Source organism: Streptomyces sp. JNUCC 64 (genome assembly GCF_054484115.1).
This window is the reverse complement of sequence record NZ_CM137015.1, coordinates 7,071,045-7,092,915: the sequence shown is the minus strand read 5'-3', so window position 1 is coordinate 7,092,915 and position 21,871 is coordinate 7,071,045. Positions and strand designations below refer to the sequence as shown.

Annotated in this window: 7 protein-coding genes; 5 read left to right on the top strand and 2 right to left on the bottom strand. The window is 74.5% G+C overall.

Going from position 1 to position 21,871, the window contains the following annotated elements; genetic code table 11:
• Positions 1–460: 460 nt before the first annotated feature.
• Complete coding sequence (locus ACVWNX_RS29215; protein ID WP_454411178.1) at positions 461–2,119, top strand: hypothetical protein; 1,659 nt, start codon at positions 461–463, stop codon at positions 2,117–2,119.
• A 391-nt stretch (positions 2,120–2,510) separates the two neighbouring features.
• Positions 2,511–3,392, top strand: a complete 882-nt coding sequence (locus ACVWNX_RS29210; protein WP_454411177.1) for an FG-GAP repeat domain-containing protein — start codon at positions 2,511–2,513, stop codon at positions 3,390–3,392.
• An 89-nt stretch (positions 3,393–3,481) separates the two neighbouring features.
• On the opposite strand, the gene ACVWNX_RS29205 is transcribed toward ACVWNX_RS29210, so the two are convergent.
• Positions 3,482–5,086 (bottom strand): aspartate aminotransferase family protein, encoded by a 1,605-nt coding sequence (locus ACVWNX_RS29205; protein ID WP_454411176.1) that lies wholly within the window; start codon positions 5,084–5,086, stop codon positions 3,482–3,484.
• Positions 5,087–5,327: 241 nt separating this feature from the next.
• Between ACVWNX_RS29205 and ACVWNX_RS29200 the strand changes: the two genes are divergently transcribed.
• Positions 5,328–5,876, top strand: a complete 549-nt coding sequence (locus ACVWNX_RS29200; protein ID WP_454411175.1) for a flavin reductase family protein — start codon at positions 5,328–5,330, stop codon at positions 5,874–5,876.
• A gap of 120 nt (positions 5,877–5,996) precedes the next feature.
• Positions 5,997–6,401 carry a YybH family protein gene (locus ACVWNX_RS29195; protein ID WP_454411174.1) on the top strand — a complete coding sequence of 135 codons (405 nt, stop codon included), beginning with the start codon at positions 5,997–5,999 and terminating at the stop codon, positions 6,399–6,401.
• A gap of 203 nt (positions 6,402–6,604) precedes the next feature.
• Here ACVWNX_RS29195 and ACVWNX_RS29190 read toward each other — a convergent pair whose 3' ends face one another.
• Positions 6,605–7,018: a YybH family protein gene (locus ACVWNX_RS29190; protein WP_454411173.1), complete on the bottom strand. Its 414-nt coding sequence runs from the start codon at positions 7,016–7,018 to the stop codon at positions 6,605–6,607.
• 313 nt (positions 7,019–7,331) lie between these two features.
• Here ACVWNX_RS29190 and ACVWNX_RS29185 point away from each other — a divergent pair, with 313 nt between their 5' ends.
• The gene (locus tag ACVWNX_RS29185; protein WP_454414985.1) at positions 7,332–21,785 is read left to right on the top strand and encodes a type I polyketide synthase; all 14,454 of its coding nucleotides are present in this window, start codon (positions 7,332–7,334) and stop codon (positions 21,783–21,785) included.
• The last annotated feature ends 86 nt before the right edge of the window (positions 21,786–21,871 follow it).

Here is a 21,871-nt window from a genome sequence, read left to right as displayed (position 1 = left end):
GTCCGGCGGTCTGAGGCCAGGGGTCCGGGTCCGGGGCCGGGGCCGGGGGTCCGGGGCCGGGGGTCCGGGGCCGGGCGCGCCCCGGGGTCAGGACCGCCGTCGGCGTCGGGGCGGCGGGCCGGAGCCCGGTAGCGGGGCCGGGGCCGGTCGGCGGGAGCCGGGGCCGTCGTCACCAGGGCCGGCCCGTCGCCGCCGGGGTCCGGGGGCCCGGCGCGGTGTCTCCTCCAGGGGCGTCGCCGGTCGTCGCCACCGCCCCGGCGGGCCCGCTTTCCCCGTCCACTGACGGATGTCGGCGGCTGCCGATACGCTGAGTCCTGGTCATGTCGCGGTGCGCGCACCCGGTGGGCGCCACGACGGACCGGACGACTCGTTCCGGTCGTCGGCCTGGTCAACAGGTGTGCGGGGTAGGCAAGTCGGGAAGGGCCGCAGGAGCGAAACGCGGCAAGGAGGGGGTTCCGCTGTGGCGGACGGTTTCGATTTCACTCCGGGGGCTCAGGTTCCGCTCTCGGGCGCGTCGGGTCAGACCGCGGCCACCACGGCGCTCGCCTCGGCGGCCTACCGGGACGGCCCGCTGGAGGACATCAAGCAGGCGGACAACGACTGGTACCAGTCGGGCGTCGGCGGCGGACGCCCCTGGGCGACCCTGTTCACCCCGAACCTCGGCGAGGCGTTCTCCCGGGCGATCCAGGTCCGGATGCTCGGCGGGGGCCGGGCGCCGCTGATCCAGTCCTTCGGGATCGATCCGCAGACCGTCGTGGAACACGCCCTGGCGGCCAGCCGGATCCGCAAGCACCGGGACAGCTGGCTCACCGCGCTGATGGTGCTGTGCGGGCTGGTGTTCCTGCCGGGGCTGGTGGGCTGGCTGCTGGTGTTCCAGTTGCGCAAGTGGGCCAACAGCGCCAGTGACAAACGGGCTTCGACCCTGAGCACCGCCCTGCTGATCGTGGTGGGGCTGTTCGCGGTGCTCCTGCTGCTGCGGCTGCCGTTCACCGGCTTCTGGCCCTGGTACGCGCGGGCGGCCATCGTCGCCCCGGTCATCGGCTGGGTGTGGGCCAAGCGCATCTGCGAGCGGACCGCGCACGATCTGCGGTCCCGTTGGGACGGGTTGCTGTCGGGCGGCGGGGTGGCGGCGAAGGTCCCCGAGTCGGTGCCCACCCATCCGGGGCAGGGCGCCGCCGAGGCGCTGCGCCAGGGGCTGGCCCGGCTCGGCGCCGAGCAGCAGTCCAACTCGGTCTTCTACGCGGGCCCCAAGGGCATCCTGGGCATGGGCACCCGCTGGGGCAGCTGGCAGCTCGCCGAGGAGCTGGTGTCCCGGGAGCCCGGCAAGGACATCAACCCGTTCCGCAGCTGGGACGTCATCCGCGCCATCCACGACCAGCTGCGGATGCTCACCCGCGGCCCGCTGCACACCGGCGGCTTCCCCACCCCCTCGATACGCCACTGGATCGTGACGCCGGTCGGGGAGGGCGCCAAGGGCGTCTCCCGGCCGAGCGGTTCGGACGTGGACGCGTACCAGGTGAAGCCGCACGAGATACAGCGCATCTGCAACGAGCAGCAGTTCGGCAGCGGGGACCGGCACTACCTGGGCGTCCAGTTCGTCCTGTGGGACGGCCAGTTGGTGATCACCATGATGATCACCGTCACGGTGCTCCACGAGACGCTGCGCATCGAGGTGACGGGACACGCGCTGGGTCCGGTGCACGGGCTGTTCACCACCGGCTCCTCGCCGAAGACCAAGTCCGTCTCCAAGGCGGTCCGGTTCTGGGAGACCAGGACGGTGACGCTGCCCCTGATCGACTCCGACGAGGTGGTGCGGCTCGCCGCGCGGGCGCCGCTCACCTGGTACCCGCCGCTGCTGGACTGGCTCGGCGGCAAGCTGTCGCTGCCGGAGCCGTTCGGACTGCGGCACGCGTGGGCCTCGCAGCCCTGGCGGCACCGGTTCATGGCGGACGACGCGCTGCGGGCGGCCACCCCGGTGCTGCGGGTGGTGCACTCGGCGGCGCTGAAGGTGCTCGCCGAGAACGGCGTCGACACCGACAAGTTCGGGGCGCGTTCGTCGTTCCTGTCCGGCGCGGTGCAGGACCCCTCGCCGCGCAAGGCCGACCTGTACGACGCGTAGCCGTCCCGACGGCCCGGTCCGGTGTACCGGGGCCGGGCCGTCCGGGCGGTCCCGGCCCCCCGGTACGAAGGCCCCCGGCACGTCACCGCGCGCCGGGGGCCTTCGCGTCGTCCGCCGCGCGCCGCCCGCGCTCCCCCGCGTCCCCTCCGGCGCCTTCCGGGCCCCTGTTCCCGTGGCCCCGGCGTCCTGCGTCCCTGCGTCCCTGCGTCCCGCTTGAGCCTTCACCGGCCGGGGTGCCGACGGACCCGTGCGCCCGGTGACGCCCGGTCGACCGGGGGCTGCTCCCGGGCTGCCCGGGAGGTTACTTGGTGGTTACTGCGAGTTGTTATCCAGGAGGGGCGCGTGGTGCCGGGCCCGGTGCCGCGCTTCCATCCGACACTGGAGTGACGACGTGGCCCACCCCCCCACCCCCCGCCGCCGCGCCCGCGCCCGCGGGCTCGCCGCCGTGACGCTCGCGGCGGCCGCCCTGACCGCCTCCCTGACGGCGCCCCAGGCGTCGGCGGCCACCGGGGAGACGACACCCGCGCCGATACCGCCGCACGCGCCCCGGTTCCCGCTGACGACGGTCGACGGGGCGGGCGACGTGTTCGTGTTCTGGCCCGACGGCCGGGGCGACCTCGGTCCCCGCGAGTACGTGCTCGGCGGGTGGCGGACCCATCGGGTGGCCACCCACATCGACCACGACCGCGACGGCCTCACCGAGGGTGCCTACGGGGTGCGGGCCGACGGAACGCTCTTCTACGTGACGGAGGCCGGTGAACGGCCGCTCGACGGCGGGTGGGACCAGTACGACCAGCTGCTGTCGCCCGGTGACCTCGGCGGCTCGCCGGAGGCCGAACTGATCGCCCGGGACCGGTCGGGCGCGCTGTGGGTGTTCTCCGCGCGGCGGGACGCCACCCTGCGGCCCGGTGTCCGGGTCGGCCCCGGCTGGAACCGCTACGACCAGATCGCCGGACTGGGCGATCTGACCGGGGACCGGGTGCCGGACGTCGTCGCACGGGACCGGGCCGGGGTGCTGTGGCTGCACAAGGGCACCGGCGAGCTGGAGAAGCCGTTCGCCCGGCGGGTGCCCGTCGGGCTGGGCTGGAACCGCTACAACCATCTGACGTCGATCGGCGACCTCGACCAGGACGGCACCAGCGACCTGCTGGCACGGGACCGGGCCGGGACGCTCTGGCTGCACAAGGGCACCGGCCACGCCCTGTGGCCGTTCAAGAAGCGGGAGCGGCTCGCCGGGGGCACCGGCTGGAACACCTACCGGCTGCTGTTCTGACCGTCGGCCCCGCCCGGCCGGAGGTCCGGCCCGGCGGGGCGACGGGCCCCCGGCGCCGCGCGCCCGCGCGGCGCCGGGGGCCCGGCCGGTCACACCGGCAGGTCCAGTGGCCGCCGGTACCCGCCCCGGACGATGTCGCAGACGTCCCGCAGGGCCGTGTCCAGGGCGGCGATCTCGCCGTCCGTCAGCAGGACCGACGGTTCGAAGCGGAGGGTGTTGACGGCGCTCGCCGTCGGGAAGGTGCGGACGCGGTGGCCGCGCAGGAGGTGTCCGGCGACCAGGTAGCCGAACAGCCCCGCGCGGGCGGCCTCCCGGACGGGCCCGGCGGGCGCGTCCGACTGGTCGTGGAACTCCAGACCGAGCATCAGGCCCCGGCCCCGCACGTCCTTGACGACCTCGGGGTGGTCCTTGTGGACGGCGCTCAGCACGTCCTTGAGCCGTCCGCCGCGTTCGGCCGCCCGCCGGTAGACCCGGCCGCCGTCGGCTTCGAGGATCTCCACCACCCGCAGCGCGATCAGGGTGGAGAAGGCGTCCTTCGCGAAGGTGGAGCTGTGGATCAGCTCGAACCGCTCCTGGTAGCGGGAGGCCCGGACCAGCAGGACGGACGTCTTGGCGATGCCGCCGCCCAGGCCCTTGCCCAGGGTGTAGTAGTCGCCGCGCAGACCGAGCGCGGTGCTGGCGAGGAACGAGCCGGTGCGGCCCAGACCGCTCTGGATCTCGTCGACGACGACCGGGCAGTCGATCGCGGCGCACTCGCGCTGGACCTCCTCGGCGAACTCCCGGGGCAGTTCCCGGATGCCGCCCTCGCCCTGGAGGGGTTCGAGGACGAACGCGCCGATCCGGGGCGCGTCGACCTCGAACGGCACCACCCGGCCGTCCTCGACGGTCAGACCGGTGAGGGGCGTCCGTTCCTCCTCGACGATCTCCCGCAGGACGCCGGGGCGGTCCACGGGGACGAACCGGGCGCGGGCGGCGAGCGCCCGGAACGGGGCCCGGTAGCCCTCGTTGTGGGTGAGCTGGACGCTGCCCACCAGCTTGCCGTGGAAGGAGCCCTCCGGGGCGAGGAAGACGGGAGGCAGCGCGGCCCGTTCCGCGTTGCGGCGGGTCAGGAACCCGATGAGTTCCTCCAGGGCCGCTCCGTCCCCGTCCGGGCGCGGGGCGGGCGCTCCGACCCGTTCCCAGATGTCCCCGGGGAGGGCCGCCCGGCCCTCGGCGACGGCGGCGCGGACCTCCGGGAGACCGGCGGCCACCCGCTCCAGCCGGGTGTCGAGCCGCCGCACCCGGTCGAGTTCGGCGTGCTTGAGGGCCGCCTCGACCGCCTCCGCGCCGGAGTTGGCGAAGATCGCCAGAAACGGCTCGTCCTCCCCCAGCTCCCGCTGGAGGACGCGGTTCAGGGCGAGCGCGAGCCGGTTGGCCTCCGGGTGCACCGAGAACTGCGCGTGCACCGGTACCCGGTCGTCGAGCAGACGTTTGGCGTAGGCGGTGATCCCGGGTGGGTTGTGGCCCAGCAGCAGTGAGCCGTAGCCGCCCGCGAAGTCGGTCACGGGGATCTCCCCGCCGTCCTCGCCGCGCAGGTAGAGCGTGTTCGCCTCGGCCCTGACGTATTCGGCGTCCAGGCCCGCGGAGGCGAGTACCGCCCGCAGATGGGGTTCGGCCAGCTGGGGTTCTTCGCGGTGCTCGGCTGGGGAATTCATGGCGCCCATGCTCGCCGCCTTCCGGAAGCGGTCGCACATGGCGCGGTCATCGTCCGGGAAATCCCGGGGCGGAACCGGCGGTTACTCGCGGATGAATCCCCGGAAAGTGGCTCTCGATAGCTTTTCGACACGATAGCGGATCCGCCGGAGGGCCGCCGGGCGCCGGGACCGTTCCCCCGTCGTCGATTCCGGAGATCGAATACAGAGATCGAATCCGAAGGTCGATTCCAAAGAGGGTGACATGATCCCCGTATCCGCCGCAGCCGACCCCACGAGCCCCTGTCCGCCCCGTCACGACCAGGGTTCGCCCGCTCCGCTGCGCGAGGTGATGTCCCGGTTCGCCACCGGTGTCGTGGTGCTCACGGTGGGCGGCGAGCCACCGCACGCCATGACCGCCAACGCCTTCAGCTCCGTCTCGCTGAGCCCGCCCAGCGTGCTGTGCTCGGTGGCCCACAGCGCGGTCATGCACCAGGCGCTGACGACGGTCCGCCGGTTCGGCGTCTCGGTCCTCAGCGCCGGTCAGGAGCCGCTGGCCCGTCACTTCGCCGACAAGAAGCGGGAGCTGGGGGCCGCCCAGTTCGCCCGGGGCGACTGGTTCGCCGGGGAGCGCACCGGGGCCCCGCTGCTGACCGGCGCGCTGGCCTGGCTGGAGTGCGAACTGGACGCGGCGCACGTCTCCTTCGACCACACCATCTTCGTCGGGACGGTGCTCGCCAGCCGACGCGGGGACGACGGCCGGGGGCTGCTGTTCTTCGACGGGCGGTTCGGCACGGCGGGCGGGGACGTCTGACCGGACGATTACCGGGCGGCTCCCCGTCCGGTGCTGCACTGGAGGAGCCCGCGGCCGACGCCGTCCGCGGGCGCCCCGAGCGACACCCAGTGGACGACACACAGAAGAGGAGCAGGCCGCATGACCGCTGCCACCGATCTGTACAACCTGGAACTGACGGACGACCCGGACGTCCAGAACGAGGTGTTCCTGAAGGTGTTCAACTCCGGCGACGGCCACGCCTTCGACCGGCTCTACCGCGCCGACGCCGTCTCCAACCTGTCCGGTCGGCCGCGGACCGGGCCGGACCGGACCCGGGCCATCGTCGAGCTGCTGGCGAAGGGGCCCACCCTGAAGTCGACGGTCAAGCACTCCTACACGGCCGGTGACGTCACCCTGATCGTGGTGGACTTCGAGCTGGGCGTGCCGGACGAGAACGGTGAGCTGGTGCCCGTCAAGGGCTCCTGCACGGATGTGATCCGCCGGGGCGAGGACGGCCGGTGGCTGATGGCCGTGGACCGGCCGGTGGCCGACCCCGCGGCCTGACCGGAGCGCCGGACCCCGCGCGGGCCCGGCCTCCCCGGACGTGCGCCCCCGCCCCGGCGGGGGCGCACGCGTACGGCGGACGGGCCGCCGCCGGCCGCGCCACGGCGCCTGCGGCGCGGGGCGCACGCGTACGGCGGGTGGTCGCGGACCCGGGAGCACCGGAGTCGCGCGGCCACCCGCCGTACGGCGCGCGGGGATGAGCCTCAGGCGGCAGCGGGGGGTTCCTCGCCGAACGGGTCGTCGATGGCGTAGAGCCAGCCGCCGTCCGCCGGGCGCCGCAGCACGTCCAGGCCGACTCCGACCAGCCGCTCCCGGCCGCCCGCCTCGTCGTCGACCCGCATGGTCCAGTCGACCACGACGAGCGCGGTGTCACCCGTCACGTACGCCTCGCGGACCTCGGCCGAGATGTCGGGACGGCTCTTCTCGAAGAACTCCCGGACGGAATCGCGACGCGCCTGTCCGGTGAGCGGCTTTCCCTGTTCCCAGACCGCCACGGCCTCCTCGGTGTAGAGGGCGTTCACCGCGTCGGCGTCGTTCGCGTTGAACGCGGCGACATAGCGTTCGAGGTGTTCCTCGATGTCGGCCGGGAGTTCGTGTCCGTTCGTCGTCTTGCCCATGGAAGTATCCTCCGGTTCCGCTGCGTGGAATCGTCGTTTACGTCGAGGAAACTATCCGGCTCCGGACACCGTGTACCCATCACGGGGTAATGCGGAACGGAACGGTGGCCGAGCCCGGTTGATTACCGCCGCATGATCGTGCGTTGGGAGATCGCGAGACGGGCCCGCTGTACCGTCGAATTCCATTTCCGAACGACGCCTCCGCATGTGACGACGCAGCAGGGAAGGGCAGTCCGACGTGAAGACGACCGAGCAGGACACCAGGGCATCCGGTGGCTCCGGAGCGCGGAACGAACCGATCGCCGTCATCGGCATGGCGTGCCGGTTCCCGGGGGCGTCCGGGCCCGCGGCCTTCTGGAAGCTGCTGGCCGAGGGGGCGAGCGCGGTCGGGGAGGTGCCCGGGGACCGGCGGGACGGGAACGGCGCCTGGCCCGTCGAGCGGGGCGGCTTCCTGACGGCGGTCGGGGACTTCGACGCGGCGTTCTTCGGCGTCTCGCCGCGCGAGGCGGCGGCCATGGACCCCCAGCAGCGACTGGTCCTGGAGCTGGCCTGGGAGGCCCTGGAGGACGCGGGCGTCGTCCCGGCCGCCCTGCGCGGCACCCGCACCTCGGTCTTCGTCGGCACCCTGCGCGACGACTACGCCAACCTGGTGTACCTGCACGGCACGGAGGCCATCACCCCGCACACGATGACCGGGGTGAACCGCGGCGTCATCGCCAACCGGGTCTCCTACCACCTGGGGCTGCGGGGCCCCAGCCTGACCGTCGACGCCGCCCAGTCGTCCTCGCTGGTGGCCGTCCACCTGGCGTGCGAGAGCCTGCGCCGGGGCGAGTCGGAGACCGCGATCGCCGCGGGCGTCAACCTCAACCTCCTCGCGGAGAACGTGGTGACGGAGTCCCGGTTCGGCGCGCTGTCGCCGGACGGCGTCACCTACGCCTTCGACGCCCGCGCCAACGGCTTCGTCCCCGGAGAGGGCGGCGGGGTCGTCGTGCTGAAGCCGCTGGCCTCGGCGGTGGCCGACGGGGACCGGGTCTACGGGGTGCTGCGCGGCAGCGCGGTCAACAACGACGGCGCGTCCGAGGGGCTGACCGTGCCGAACGGCGACGCCCAGCGGGCGGTGCTGCGGGAGGCGTACGCGCGGGCGGGCGTCGCCCCGGAGCGGGTGCGGTACGTCGAGCTGCACGGGACCGGCACCCCGGTCGGCGACCCGGTGGAGGCGGGGGCGCTGGGAGCCGCGCTGGGCGCCGGACGGTCCCCGGAGGCCGCTCTGCGGGTCGGGTCGGTGAAGACGAACATCGGGCATCTGGAGGGCGCGGCGGGGATCGCCGGTCTGATCAAGACGCTGCTCAGCCTCCACCACCGGCGGCTGCCCGCGAGCCTCAACTTCGTGACGCCCCATCCGCGCATCCCGCTGGCCGAGCTGGGGCTGACGGTGCAGCGGGAACTGACCGGGTGGCCGGAGGGGACCGGTCCGCTGGTCGCCGGGGTCAGCTCCTTCGGCATGGGGGGCACCAACTGCCATGTGGTGGTGACGGAGGCCCCCGGCGCCGGGGAGGCGGCGGGGACGGGTGGGGCCACTGGTGAACCGGAGGGGGTGCGGGAACCGGTGCCCGCCGGTGGGGCGGACGGTGCGCGGGAGCCGGGGCGGGCCGCCACCGGGGAGCCGGGGCCGGTGCCCTGGGTGGTGTCGGCGCGTTCCCCCGGGGGGCTCGCCGCCCAGGCGGAGCGGCTGGTGGAGTTCCTCGACGCCCGTCCCGCGCAGGGCCCGGTGGCGACCGCCCGCGCCCTGGCCACCCGGCGCACCCTCTTCGACCACCGGGCCGTGGTGGTCGCCGGGGACCGCGACGGGCTGCTCGCCGGGGCACGGGCGCTGGCGGCGGACGCGCCCGCGCCGGGGCTGGTCACCGGGACCGTCCGGGAGGGCCGGCTCGGTGTCCTGTTCACCGGCCAGGGCTCCCAGCGCACCGGCATGGGGCGCGGACTGTACGCGGCGCACCCGGTGTTCGCCGCGGCCTTCGACGAGGTGGCGGCGGCGCTCGACCCGCATCTGGACCGGCCGCTGGCCGGGGTGATCGCGGAGGGCGGGCCGCTGCTGGACCGCACCGAGTGGACGCAGCCCGCGCTGTTCGCGGTGGAGGTGGCGCTGTTCCGGCTGATGTGGTCCTGGGGGGTGCGCCCGGACTACCTCGCCGGTCACTCGGTCGGAGAGCTGTCGGCCGCGCACGTCGCCGGGGTGCTGTCGCTGCCGGACGCGGCGCGGCTGGTGGCGGCCCGGGCGCGGCTGATGAGCGGACTGCCCGGGGGCGGTGCCATGGTCGCGGTGGAGGCGGGCGAGGCGGAGGTGCTGCCGTTCCTCGGCGGCCCGGCCGGACGGGTGGAGCTGGCCGCGGTGAACGGTCCCTCGGCCGTGGTGCTCTCCGGTGACGAGGACGCGGTCCTCGACGTCGCGGAACGGCTGCGCGCGGTGGGGCGCCGCACCAAGCGGCTGACCGTCAGCCACGCCTTCCACTCCCCGCGCGTGGAGCCGATGCTGGCGGCGTTCCGGGAGGTCGCGGAGGGCCTCGACTACCGGGTGCCGTCGATCCCGGTGGTGTCCACGGTCACCGGGGAGACGGCCTCCGGGGAGACCGCCTCCGGACGGCGGCTGGCCTCGGCGGACCACTGGGTGGAGCAGGTCCGCCGTCCGGTGCGTTTCCTGGACGCGGTGCGCGCCCTGGAGGGCGCGGGCGTCGTCACCTTCCTGGAGCTGGGGCCGGACGGGGTGCTGTCCGCGCTGGCCTCGGCCGGGGTCACCGACCCGGACGCGGTGGTGGCCGTACCGGCGCTGAGGGCGGACCGTCCCGAGGCGCTGACCGCGCTGACCGCCGCCGCCACGGCGTTCGTCCGGGGCGCGGACCTCGACTGGGCGACCGTACTGGGTCCGGACACCGGGGCGGGTGACGGCCCTGGTGCCGGAGCGCCGGGGGTCGCGTCCCGCGCCGAACTGCCCACCTACGCCTTCCAGCGGCGGCGCCACTGGTTCGACGCGTCCGCGCCCCGCACGTCCGTGCCGTCGGCCCTTCCGCCGTCCCCCGGCCCCGGCTCCCCGTCCGTCCCGTCGGCGGCGGGGGCGTCGGGGGCCGGACCACGGGGGGAGCTGGGCCGCCGTCTCGCGGCCCTCTCCGGAGCCGAGCGCGACGCCGCCGTCAAGGACCTGGTGGACGGGCACATCAGGGCGGTGCTGGAGTACCCGCCCGGTGAACGCGTCCCGGAGGGCGTGCCGTTCCGGGAGCTGGGGTTCAGCTCCCTGATGTCCACGGAGCTGCGGGGCTCCCTCGCCCGGGCCACCGGGCTCCGGCTGCCCGCGGGGCTGCTCTTCGACCATCCCACGCCCCGGGCGCTGGCCCTGTTCGTCGGCGCCGGACTGCTCGGCACGGTCACCACCGCCGGGGAGGAGGCGGTCCCGGCGGCCGACGGCGAGCCCATCGCGGTCATCGGCATGGCCTGCCGCTACCCGGGCGGGGTCGCCTCCCCGGAGGACCTGTGGCGGCTGGTCGCCGAGGGCGTCGACGCGGTGGGGCCCTTCCCCGTCGACCGGGGCTGGGACGAGGACCTGTACGACCCGGACCCGGACCGGGCGGGCCGGAGCGCGGTGCGGCACGGCGGCTTCCTGGACGATCCCGCCGGGTTCGACGCGGCGTTCTTCGGCATCTCGCCGCGCGAGGCCCTCGCCATGGACCCCCAGCAGCGGCTGCTGCTGGAGACCGCCTGGGAGGCCGTCGAGCGCGCCGGGATCGATCCGCACGCTCTGCGCGGCAGCCGCACCGGGGTCTTCGTGGGCGCCAGCCCCCTGGAGTACGGACCCCGGATGGACGACGCCCCCGAGTCGGTGCGGGGGAACGTCCTGACCGGCTCGGCGCCCAGTGTGATGTCCGGGCGCGTCGCCTACCAGCTGGGGCTGCTCGGGCCCGCCGTGACCGCCGACACCGCCTGCTCGTCGTCCCTGGTGGCGCTGCACCTGGCGGTCCGTTCCCTGCGGTCGGGCGAGACCACCATGGCTCTGGCGGGCGGCGCGGCGGTGATGGCGTCGCCGGGCATGTTCGTGGAGTTCTCCCGTCAGCGCGGGCTGGCCCCGGACGGCCGTTGCAAACCGTTCTCCGCCGACGCGGACGGCACCGGGTGGGCCGAGGGCGTGGGACTGCTGCTGGTGGAGCGGCTGTCGGACGCCCAGCGCAACGGACACCGGGTCCTCGCCGTGATCCGTGGCTCGGCGATCAACCAGGACGGCGCCAGCAACGGGCTGACCGCCCCCAACGGTCCCTCCCAGGAACGCGTCATCCGCCAGGCCCTCGCCGACGCCGGGCTGGCCACCACCGACATCGACGCCGTCGAGGCCCACGGCACCGGGACCGCGCTGGGCGACCCCATCGAGGCGGAGGCCCTGCTCGCCACCTACGGACAGGACCGGCCCGAGGGCCGACCCCTCTACCTCGGCTCCCTCAAGTCCAACATCGGTCACGCACAGGCCGCCGCGGGCGTCGGCGGCGTCATCAAGATGATCGAGGCGATACGGCACGAGACCCTCCCCCGGACCCTCCACGCCGCCGAGCCCTCGCCCCACATCCACTGGACCGACGGCCTCCGCCTCCTCACCGAGGCCCGCCCCTGGACCGACGGGGAGGGGCGCCCCCGCCGGGCGGCGGTCTCCTCGTTCGGCATCAGCGGCACCAACGCGCACGTCATCATCGAACAACCACCCGTCACCCCCGTCACCCCACCGGCTCCCACGCCTACGAGGGGGACGGGGGCCCCGCTCCCGTGGACGCTGTCGGCGCGGGACGAGACGGCGCTGCGGGCCCAGGCGGAGCGGCTGCGGGAACGGCTCGCGGGCGGGGAGGACCCGGCCGACGTCGGTCACTCGCTCGCGACGACCCGCGCCGCCTTCGAGCGGCGGGCCGTGGTCCTCGGCACCGACCGCGCCGGACTGACCGACGGACTGACCGCGCTGGCCTCCGGAACACCGTCGCCCGCCGTGGTGCGGGGCACCGCGAACGGGCCCGCCCGGACCGCCTTCCTGTTCACCGGGCAGGGCAGTCAGCGGGTCCGGATGGGCGCCGGTCTCCGCGCCGCGCACCCCGTCTTCGCGGCCGCCTTCGACGAGGCGCTGGCCGCCTTCGACGGTCTGCTGCCCACCCCGCTGCGCGAGGTGGTGTCCGCCGGGGAGGGCACCCCGGCCGCCGCTCTGCTCGACGAGACCACGTACACCCAGCCCGCCCTGTTCGCCGTCGAGACGGCACTGTTCCGGCTGTTGGAGCACCACGGGATGACCCCCGACGTGGTCGCCGGGCACTCGGTGGGGGAGCTGTCGGCCGCGCACGCCGCCGGGGTGCTCTCGCTCGGTGACGCGGCCCGGCTGGTCGCCGCCCGGGGACGGCTGATGTGGTCCGCCCGTGCGGGCGGGGCCATGGTGGCCGTCGAGGCCACCGAGGAGGAGGTGCTGGAGTCGCTGTCGGGGCTGGCGGGGGCGGTGTCCGTCGCTGCGGTCAACTCCCCGCGCTCCGTGGTGGTGTCGGGCGACGAGGACGTCGTCACCCGGGTCGCCGACGGCTGGCGGGAACGGGGACGGCGGGTCCACCGGCTCACCGTCAGCCACGCCTTCCACTCGCCGCACATGGACGAGGTACTGGACGGGTTCCGGGCGGTCGCGGCGGACGTCACGTTCGACGCGCCACGGGTCCCCGTGGTCTCCGCGGTCACCGGCGGCACCGCGCCGGCCGGGCTGCTGGCGTCCCCCGACCACTGGGCCGGGCAGATCCGCGCCACCGTGCGGTTCGCGGACGCGGTCCGGGAGCTGGCCCGGCAGGGCGTCACCGTCCTGGTGGAGGTGGGGCCGGACGCGGTGCTCGGCGCCTTGGCCCGGCAGACCCTGGAGAACGCCCCGGTCACGGCCGTGTCCCTGCTGCGCGCCGGACGGGACGAGGCCGCCTCCTTCGCGGCGGGCGTCGCGGAGGCGTACGCGCACGGGGCGCCGTTGGACACCGCGTCGTTCTTCCCCGGTGCGGGGCACGTCGACCTGCCGACGTACCCGTTCCAGCGGGAGCGCTTCTGGCTGACCGCGCGGCCGCGCCACGACGCCGCGTCCCCGGGACCGGAGGCCGCCGGGCATCCGCTGCTGACCACGGCGGTGGAGCTGGCGGACCGGGACGGCACCGTCCTCACCGGCCGGATCTCCCGGGCGACCCATCCGTGGCTGGCCGACCACACGGTCGGCGGCACCGTCCTGGCGCCCGCGACCGCGTTCCTGGAACTCGTCGCCGCGGCGGGCCGCCACGGGGACGCTCCCCGGGTCGCGGAGCTGACCCTGGAGGCCCCGCTGCCGCTGCCCGAGCGCGGCGCGGTCCGGCTCCAGGTGGTGCTCGGCGCTCCGGACGGCACCGGACACCGGGCGTTCACCGTCCACTCCCGGCCGGACGGCGCGGGCGGCGCGGACGGCACGGGGGCACCGTGGACCCGGCACGCGAGCGGCGCCCTGGCGCCGGGGGCCGACGCGCCGCCGGACCTCGCGGAACCGTTCGCGTCCTGGCCTCCCCCGGGGGCGGTGGCCGAACCCCTGGAGGACGTGTACGAACGCCTCGACGCCCTCGGGTACTCCTACGGTCCCGCCTTCCGGGGGCTGCGGGCGCTGTGGCGGCGCGGCGACGAGGTGTTCGCCGAGGTCGGCCTGGCGCCGGAGGCCCACGAGGACGCGACGCGCTACGGCGTCCATCCGGCGCTCCTCGACGCGGTGCTGCACCCGCTGGTCCTGGACCCGGGCGGGGCCGGGCCCGGCACGATCCGGCTGCCGTTCAGCTGGAGCGGGGTGGAGGTGTACGCCCACGGGGCCACCGGGCTTCGGGTGGCGCTCACCCCCGTGGACGGGGACACCGCGTCCCTCGCCCTGGCCGACGGCACCGGCGCCCCGGTCGCCACGGTCGAGGGCATCGCCCTGCGGGCGGTCGACCGGGAGCGGATCGGCGCGGCCGGGCGGACCGCCGAGGCGTTCTCGGGGGCGTCCGCGGGGGCGCTGTTCACCGTGGCGTGGCCGGAGGTTCCGGTGCCGCCGGAGGCGTCCGGCGCCGATCCGTCGTGGGTCGCCCTGGAGGCCGGGGGGACCGGGTCCTTCGACGTCCTCGGGGACACCGGGGCTGCTGAGGGCACCGGGGCGACCGGAGTCGTGGGGGCGGCGGACGGGGGCGGATCAGGGCCGGACGGGGAGGGGTCCGCGCCCGACGGGCCTTCGCCCGACGGGCCTTCGTCCGACGGGGTGGTGGATCCGTTCGCGGCGGTCACCGGGGCGGGCACCGTCCTGGTGGAGGTGGGGACGGCGGCGGACGGCGACGGGCCGTACGGGCCCGCCCACCGGACGCTGCGGCTGCTGCGGCGCTGGCTCGCCGACGAACGGTTCACAGACGCCCGGCTCGTCCTGCTCACCCGGCGGGCCGTGGCGGTGGACCCCGGCGAGGACGTGGACCTCGCGGCCGCCCCGGTGTGGGGCCTGGTCCGCGCGGCGCAGTCCGAGCACCCCGACCGCGTCACCCTGATCGACCTCGACGCCACCGGCTCCGGGGACGGAACGCTGGCCTCCGCCCTCGCCACCGGGGAGCCGCAGCTGGCCGTCCGCGACGGGCGGCTCCGGGTGCCCCGGCTCACCCGCTCCGCCCCGGCCGGCCGGGGCGCGGGCACCGGTGACGGCGACGACCCGGACGGGACCGTCCTCGACCCCGACGGCACCGTCCTCGTCACCGGGGGAACCGGCGGTCTCGGGGCGCTGGTCGCCCGTCATCTGGTGACCCGGCACGGGGTCCGGCACCTGCTGCTCAGCAGTCGGCGGGGGCCCGGGGCACCGGGCGCCGAGGCGCTGGTGGCCGAGCTGACCGGGCTCGGCGCCGACGTCACCGTCGTGGCCGCCGACGCCGCCGACCGCGCGGCGCTGACCGGGCTCCTCGCGGGCGTCCCGGCCGCGCACCCCCTGACCGCCGTGGTGCACACCGCGGGCGTCCTCGACGACGTCACCGTCACCTCGCTCACCGACGAACGGCTCGACGCCGTGCTGCGGCCCAAGGCGGTGGCGGCCGGACTGCTCCACGAGCTGACCGCCGGGCTCGACCTCGACGCGTTCGTCCTGTTCTCGTCGGTGTCGGGGCTCACCGGCACCGCCGGACAGGCCGGTTACGCCGCCGCCAACACCTACCTCGACGCCCTCGCCCACCACCGCCGTGCCGACGGGCTCCCCGCCCACTCCCTCGCCTGGGGACTGTGGGACGGCTCGCACGGGATGGGCGCCCGGCTCGGCGCGGCCGACCTGGCCCGCTGGGCACGGGCGGGGACGGTCCCGCTGACGCCCGAACGCGGTCTCGCCCTGTTCGACGCCGCGCTGGCCTCCGACGCCCCGCTGATCGCCCCGCTCCATCTGGACCCGGCCGCGCTCGGCTCGGGCGAGGGGCCCGTGCCCCCGCTGTACCGGGGTCTGGTCCGCTCCCGGCCGCGCCGGGCGGCGGCCCCGGGGCCGGGCGGTACGGGGTCCGACTGGGTGCGGCGGACCGCCGCCCTGCCCGCCGACAAGCGCGGGGCGGCCGTCCTCGACCTGGTCCGATCGACCGTGGCGGGCGTCCTCGGCCACCCGGGCGCCTCGGCCGTCGACCCGGAACGCACCTTCAACGACCTGGGCTTCGACTCGATGGCCGGGGTGGACCTGCGCAACCGGCTGGCCACGGCGACCGGTCTGCGGCTTCCCGCCACGGCGGTCTTCGACCGTCCGACACCCGCCGCGCTCAGCGCGTACCTGCTCTCCCGCGCCGACCGGGAGCGGACGTCCCCGGCGGTCACCGGGCGGCGGCCCACGGCCGCTCCGAACGAGCCGATCGCGATCGTGGGGATGGCCTGCCGCTACCCCGGCGGCGTCACCTCCCCCGACGACCTCTGGCGCCTCGTCGCCGACGGCACCGACGCCATCACCGAGTTCCCCACCAACCGCGGCTGGAACCTCGAACACCTCTACCACCCCGACCCCGACCACACCGGCACCACCTACACCCGCCACGGAGGATTCCTCCACGACGCCGACCAGTTCGACCCCGAATTCTTCGGACTCTCCCCCCGCGAGGCGACGGCGATGGACCCGCAGCAGCGGCTGCTCCTGGAGACCGCCTGGGAGACCTTCGAGAACGCGGGCATCGACCCGGCGACCCTCCGGGGCAGCGCCACCGGGGTGTTCGCGGGCGCCATGTACGACGACTACGCGTCGCGGCTCGCGACGTCCCCGGAGGAGTTCGAGGGGTTCCTGCTCGCGGGCAACCTGTCCAGCGTCCTGTCCGGGCGGCTGTCGTACACGTACGGCCTGGAGGGTCCGGCCGTCACGGTGGACACGGCGTGCTCGTCCTCGCTGGTCGCCATGCACATGGCCGCGAACGCCCTGCGCTCCGGCGAATGCGACCTCGCCCTGGCCGGCGGCGTCACCGTGATGAACAGCCCCCACACCTTCGTGGAGTTCTCCCGTCAGCGGGGACTGGCCGAGGACGGCCGCTGCCGTTCGTTCTCCGCCGACGCGGGCGGCACCGGGTGGAGCGAGGGCGTCGGCCTGCTGCTGGTGGAACGGCTCTCCGACGCCCGACGCAACGGACACCAGGTCCTCGCCGTCCTCCGCGGCTCGGCCGTCAACCAGGACGGCGCCAGCAACGGACTCACCGCCCCCAACGGCCCCTCCCAGGAACGCGTCATCCGCCAGGCCCTCACCAACGCCGGACTCACGACAGCGGACGTCGACGCCGTCGAAGCCCACGGCACGGGGACGGCGCTGGGCGACCCGATCGAGGCCCAGGCCCTGCTCGCCACGTACGGACAGGACCGGCCCGAGGGCCGACCCCTCTATCTCGGCTCCCTGAAGTCGAACATCGGCCATGCCCAGGCCGCCGCAGGCGTCGGCGGCGTCATCAAGATGATCGAGGCGATGCGGCACGGGGTACTGCCCAAGACCCTCCACGCCACCCGGCCCTCACCCCACATCCACTGGACCGACGACCTCCACCTCCTCACCGAAGCCCGCCCCTGGACCAGTCGGAAGGGACACCCCCGACGCGCCGCCGTCTCCTCGTTCGGCATCAGCGGCACCAACGCACACGTCATCATCGAACAACCGCCCACCACACCGGCCTCCTCGACGGGGACGCGGACGGGGGCGCCGGTCCCTTTGATCGTCTCGGGGAGGAGCGAGGAGGCGCTGCGGGCCCAGGCGGAGAACCTGCGGCGGCTCGTTCTCCAGGGGGACGACGTCACCCGTGTGGACTCGGAGACCGAGACCGAGACGGGGGCGGGGACAGGGACCGGGACCGGGGGTGCGGGTCACGCCGCCGATGGTTCCGGTGCCGACGCGGGCACGGGTGCGGGTGCTCGTACGGGTCCAGGCGCGGGCGCGGGTACCGACGCGGGTGCGGGGAGCCTGGCCGACCTCGGCCATTCGCTCGCGACCCGCCGTGCCGTCCTGGACCACGCGGCCGTCGTCGTCGGCGACCGCGAGTCCCTGGCCGACGGGCTGGCGGCCCTGGCCCGGGGAGAGAGCGGGCCGGGCGTCACCCGGGTCCGGGCCGCACGCGGCGGGAAGACGGCGTTCCTGTTCACCGGGCAGGGCAGCCAGCGGTTGGGCATGGGGCGCGAACTGTACGAGGGCGACCCCGTCTACGCGGCCGCCTTCGACGAGGTCTGCCGCCATCTGGACACCGAACTGCCCCGGCCGCTCAAGGCGGTGCTCTTCGCCCCGGAGTACTCGGCCGACGCCGCCCTGATCGACCAGACGGCCTTCACCCAGGCCGCGTTGTTCGCCGTGGAGACGGCCCTGTTCCGGCTCTTCGCGCACTACGGAATCGTCCCCGACCTGCTGCTCGGCCACTCCGTCGGTGAGGTCACGGCGGCCCACGCGGCCGGGGTCCTCACCCTGAAGGACGCCTGTGTCCTGGTCGCGGAGCGGGGCCGGCTGATGCAGGCGGCCCGGGAGGGCGGCGCGATGGCCGCCGTAGCGGCCGGTGAGGACGAGGTGCGCGAGGCGCTCGCGCCGTACGGCGACCGGATCGCCGTCGCCGGGGTCAACGGGCCACGGGCGGTGGTCGTCTCCGGTGACGCCGACGCGGTGGCCGAGGCGACGGAACGGTGGCGGGCCGCCGGAACGCGCACCAAGGCGCTGTCGGTCTCCCACGCGTTCCACTCCCCCCACATGGACGAGGTGCTGGACGAGTTCCGCGAGATCGTCTCGGAGCTGACCCTCGGTCCGCCGCGGATCCCGGTGGTCTCCAACGTGACGGGCGTCCTCGCCACCGACGCGCAACTGACCTCCCCCGACTACTGGGCCGACCACATCCGTGAGGCCGTGCGCTTCGCCGACGGGGTGCGGCACCTGGAGTCCGAGGGGGTCACCGAGTTCCTGGAGCTCGGGCCCGACGGGGTCCTGACCGCGCTCGCCCACGCCTCGCTGTCCGGGGAGGCCGGGGTGCTCACCCCGGCGCTGCGGCGCGGCAGGCCGGAGGCGGAGACCGTGGCGGAGGCCGTGGCCCTGCTGCGGATCAGGGGGGCGTCACCCGACTGGGACGCGGTGTTCCCCGGCGCCCGCCCGACCGCCCTGCCGACCTACGCCTTCAGGCACCAGCGGTACTGGCTCGACGCGCCCGAGGCCCCGGCCGACGCGGACGGGCTGGGGCTCGCGCCGAGCGGGCATCCGCTGCTGGGGGCGGCGGTGCGGTTGGCGGACCGGGACGCGTACCTGTTCACCAGCAGGCTGTCGACGCGGACGCACCCCTGGCTCGCCGACCACGTCGTCGCGGACACCGTCCTCGTCCCCGGCACCGCCCTCCTCGAACTGGCCATGTGGGCCGGTGACCAGGTCGGGACGGGGTCCGTCGAGGAACTGACCCTGTCCGCGCCCCTGGTGCTGCCCACCGGTTCCGCCGCGCAGACGCAGCTCATCGTGGGGACGGCGGACGAGGCGGGACGGCGGAGCGTGGAGGTCTACTCGCGGCCCGTGGCCGACGGCACGGACGGCACGGACGGCACGGACGGCACGGACGGCACGGACGGCACCGGGTTCGACGAGGGTCGGTCGTGGGTGTTGAACGCGTCCGGCACCCTCACCCCCCACCACACCCCCACACCCGAACCCACCACCGGCACCTGGCCCCCACCCGACACCACCGAAGTCCCCCTCCACCACATCTACGAACACCTCACCCAACACGGCTACACCTACGGACCCACCTTCCAAAACCTCCAACACCTCTGGCACAACCACGACCACACCCACCTCTACGCCGACATCACCCTCCCCCCCGACCAACACCCCCACACCCCCCACTACCTCCTCCACCCCGCACTCCTCGACTCCGCACTCCACCCCCTCCTCCCCGGCATCACCAACCCCCACCAACCCCCCACCCTCCCCTTCACCTTCACCGGAGTCACCCACCACAACACACCCACCACCACCCTCCGCATCCACCTCCACCACACCACCCCCACCACAACCACCCTCACCGCCACCACACCCACCGGACAACCCACCACCACCATCAACACCCTCCACCTCCGCCCCCTCAACACCCACAACCTCCACCAACCCACCCACCACCACCCCCTCCACCACACCACCTGGACACCCGTCACCACCCCGGACACCCCGCCTCCGGACCACGACACCGATCACACCGGAGACCTCCACGTACTCGACCTGACCACCCCCGGCGACCACTCCTCACCCGCGGGCATCCACGAAGCCCTCGCCGACGCCCTCCAACACATCCAGACCTGGCTGGCGGACCCCGCCTCCGGCCCCCTGGTCGTGGTCACCCGGGGAGCCATCGCCACCCACCCCCACGAAGACATCACCGACCTCACCCACTCCACCATCTGGGGACTCACCCGCACCGCCCAAACCGAACACCCCCACCACATCACCCTCCTCGACCTCGACCCCACCACCCACCCCACACCCACCCACATCCACCAACTCGCCACCACCGCACACCACACCCCCCACCCCCAACTAGCCCAACGCAACAACCAACTCCTCACCCCCACCCTCACCCCCACACCCCTCACCAGCACCGAAACCGGCGGCACACCCGGAACCTCGGGGAAGCCCGAGGCCGATACGGAAGCCACGACCGGAACCGGAGCGGAAGCCGGAACCGGAGCCGGGGCGGAAGACCCGGCCGGGGCAGGAACCCGAGCCGAAGCCGAAGCCGGGGACAAGGCCAGGGACGGGGCCAGGGGCAGGTCCGGGGCTGGGACCGGGGCCAGCGACGGGGCCGGAAGCAAGTCCGGGGCTGGGACCGGAGCCGGGGCCGGGGCCGGGGGCAGGGACGGGGCCGAAGCCGGGGACAGGACCGAAACTGACGATGCGTCAGGGCTGGCGCCCGGCAACGGACCCGGGAACCGCCTCCCCGGCATCGACTGGACCGAAGGCACCATCCTCATCACCGGCGCCACCGGAACCCTCGGCACCGCACTCGCACGCCACCTCACCCACCACCACCACGCCAAACACCTCCTCCTCCTCTCCCGCACCGGACCCAACACACCCACAGCCACCCAACTCCACCAAGAACTCACCCAAGCAGGCACCCACGTCACCATCACCGCCTGCGACACCACCAACTACCACGACCTCGAAAAAACCATCCACGACATCCCCACCCAACACCCCCTCACCGCCATCATCCACACCGCGGGCACCCTCAACGACACCACACTCACCACACTCACCCCCCACCACCTCAACACCGTCCTCCCACCCAAAACCGACACCGCCTGGAACCTCCACCACCTCACCAAAAACCACAACCTCAAAGCCTTCATCCTCTACTCATCCATCGCCGGACACATCGGCAACGCCGGACAAGCCAACTACGCCGCCGCCAACACCTACCTCGACGCCCTCGCCCACCACCGCCACGCCAACGGACTCCCCGCCCACTCCCTCGCCTGGGGACTCTGGAACCAAACCAGCACCCTCACCAACAACCTCCACACCAACGACCTGCGCCGACTCGCCCGCCTGGGACTCCTCCCCCTGGAGACGGACCAGGCCCTCGAACTCTTCGACCTCGCCCTCACCACCCCCCACCCCGTCCTCGCCATCGCCCCCATCGACACCACCGTCCTGCGACGGGAGTACGACAGCCTCCCGCCGCTGCTGCGCGGACTCGTCCCCGCGCCGAAGCGGCGCGCGAACAGGGCGGCCGATCCCGGGACGGACAGCGGGCCGTCCTTGGCCGAACGGCTGGGACCGCTGTCCGGGGCGGAACGCGCGCGAACCCTCGTCGACCTCGTCCGCAGCCATGTCGCCGCCGTCCTGGGCCACGCCGACCCGGCCGCCGTCAGTCCCGAGCGGCCCTTCCAGGAGATCGGCTTCGACTCCCTCACCGCCGTCGAACTCCGCAACCAGCTCAACAACACCACCGGCCTCCGCCTCCCCACCACCCTCGTCTTCGACCATCCGAACCCGACCGCCCTCGCCGGTCATCTGCTCACCCGGCTGGCCATCATGGACGCGTCACCGGCCGACCCCCTGCTGGCGGAGCTGGACCGGTTGAAGGCCGCGGTCCGGGACGCCGCCGCAGACGCGGACGCGTACGACCTCGTCAACACGAGGCTCCGGGAGTTGCTCGACATCGCGGAGGCCGCGGGCGGCACGTCCGGGACCAGCGACGGCGACCTCGACTCGGCCACCGACGAGGAGCTGTTCGCCCTGGTCAACGAGTTCGACTGAGCGCACGGACGGGGCCGCCGCCCGGACGGGCGGCGGCCCCGTTCCCCATGGCACGTCCCGCACCATCCACGATCCATCCGCACTGC

What these genes read in the sequence shown, in the direction of transcription:
- ACVWNX_RS29200 (WP_454411175.1), top strand. Translation starts at nt 5,328, where the DNA reads ATGATCCCCGTATCCGCCGCAGCCGACCCCACGAGCCCCTGTCCGCCC.
- ACVWNX_RS29185 (WP_454414985.1), top strand. Translation starts at nt 7,332, where the DNA reads ATGGCGTGCCGGTTCCCGGGGGCGTCCGGGCCCGCGGCCTTCTGGAAG.
- ACVWNX_RS29190 (WP_454411173.1), bottom strand. Translation starts at nt 7,018, where the DNA reads ATGGGCAAGACGACGAACGGACACGAACTCCCGGCCGACATCGAGGAA.
- ACVWNX_RS29195 (WP_454411174.1), top strand. Translation starts at nt 5,997, where the DNA reads ATGACCGCTGCCACCGATCTGTACAACCTGGAACTGACGGACGACCCG.
- ACVWNX_RS29205 (WP_454411176.1), bottom strand. Translation starts at nt 5,086, where the DNA reads ATGAATTCCCCAGCCGAGCACCGCGAAGAACCCCAGCTGGCCGAACCC.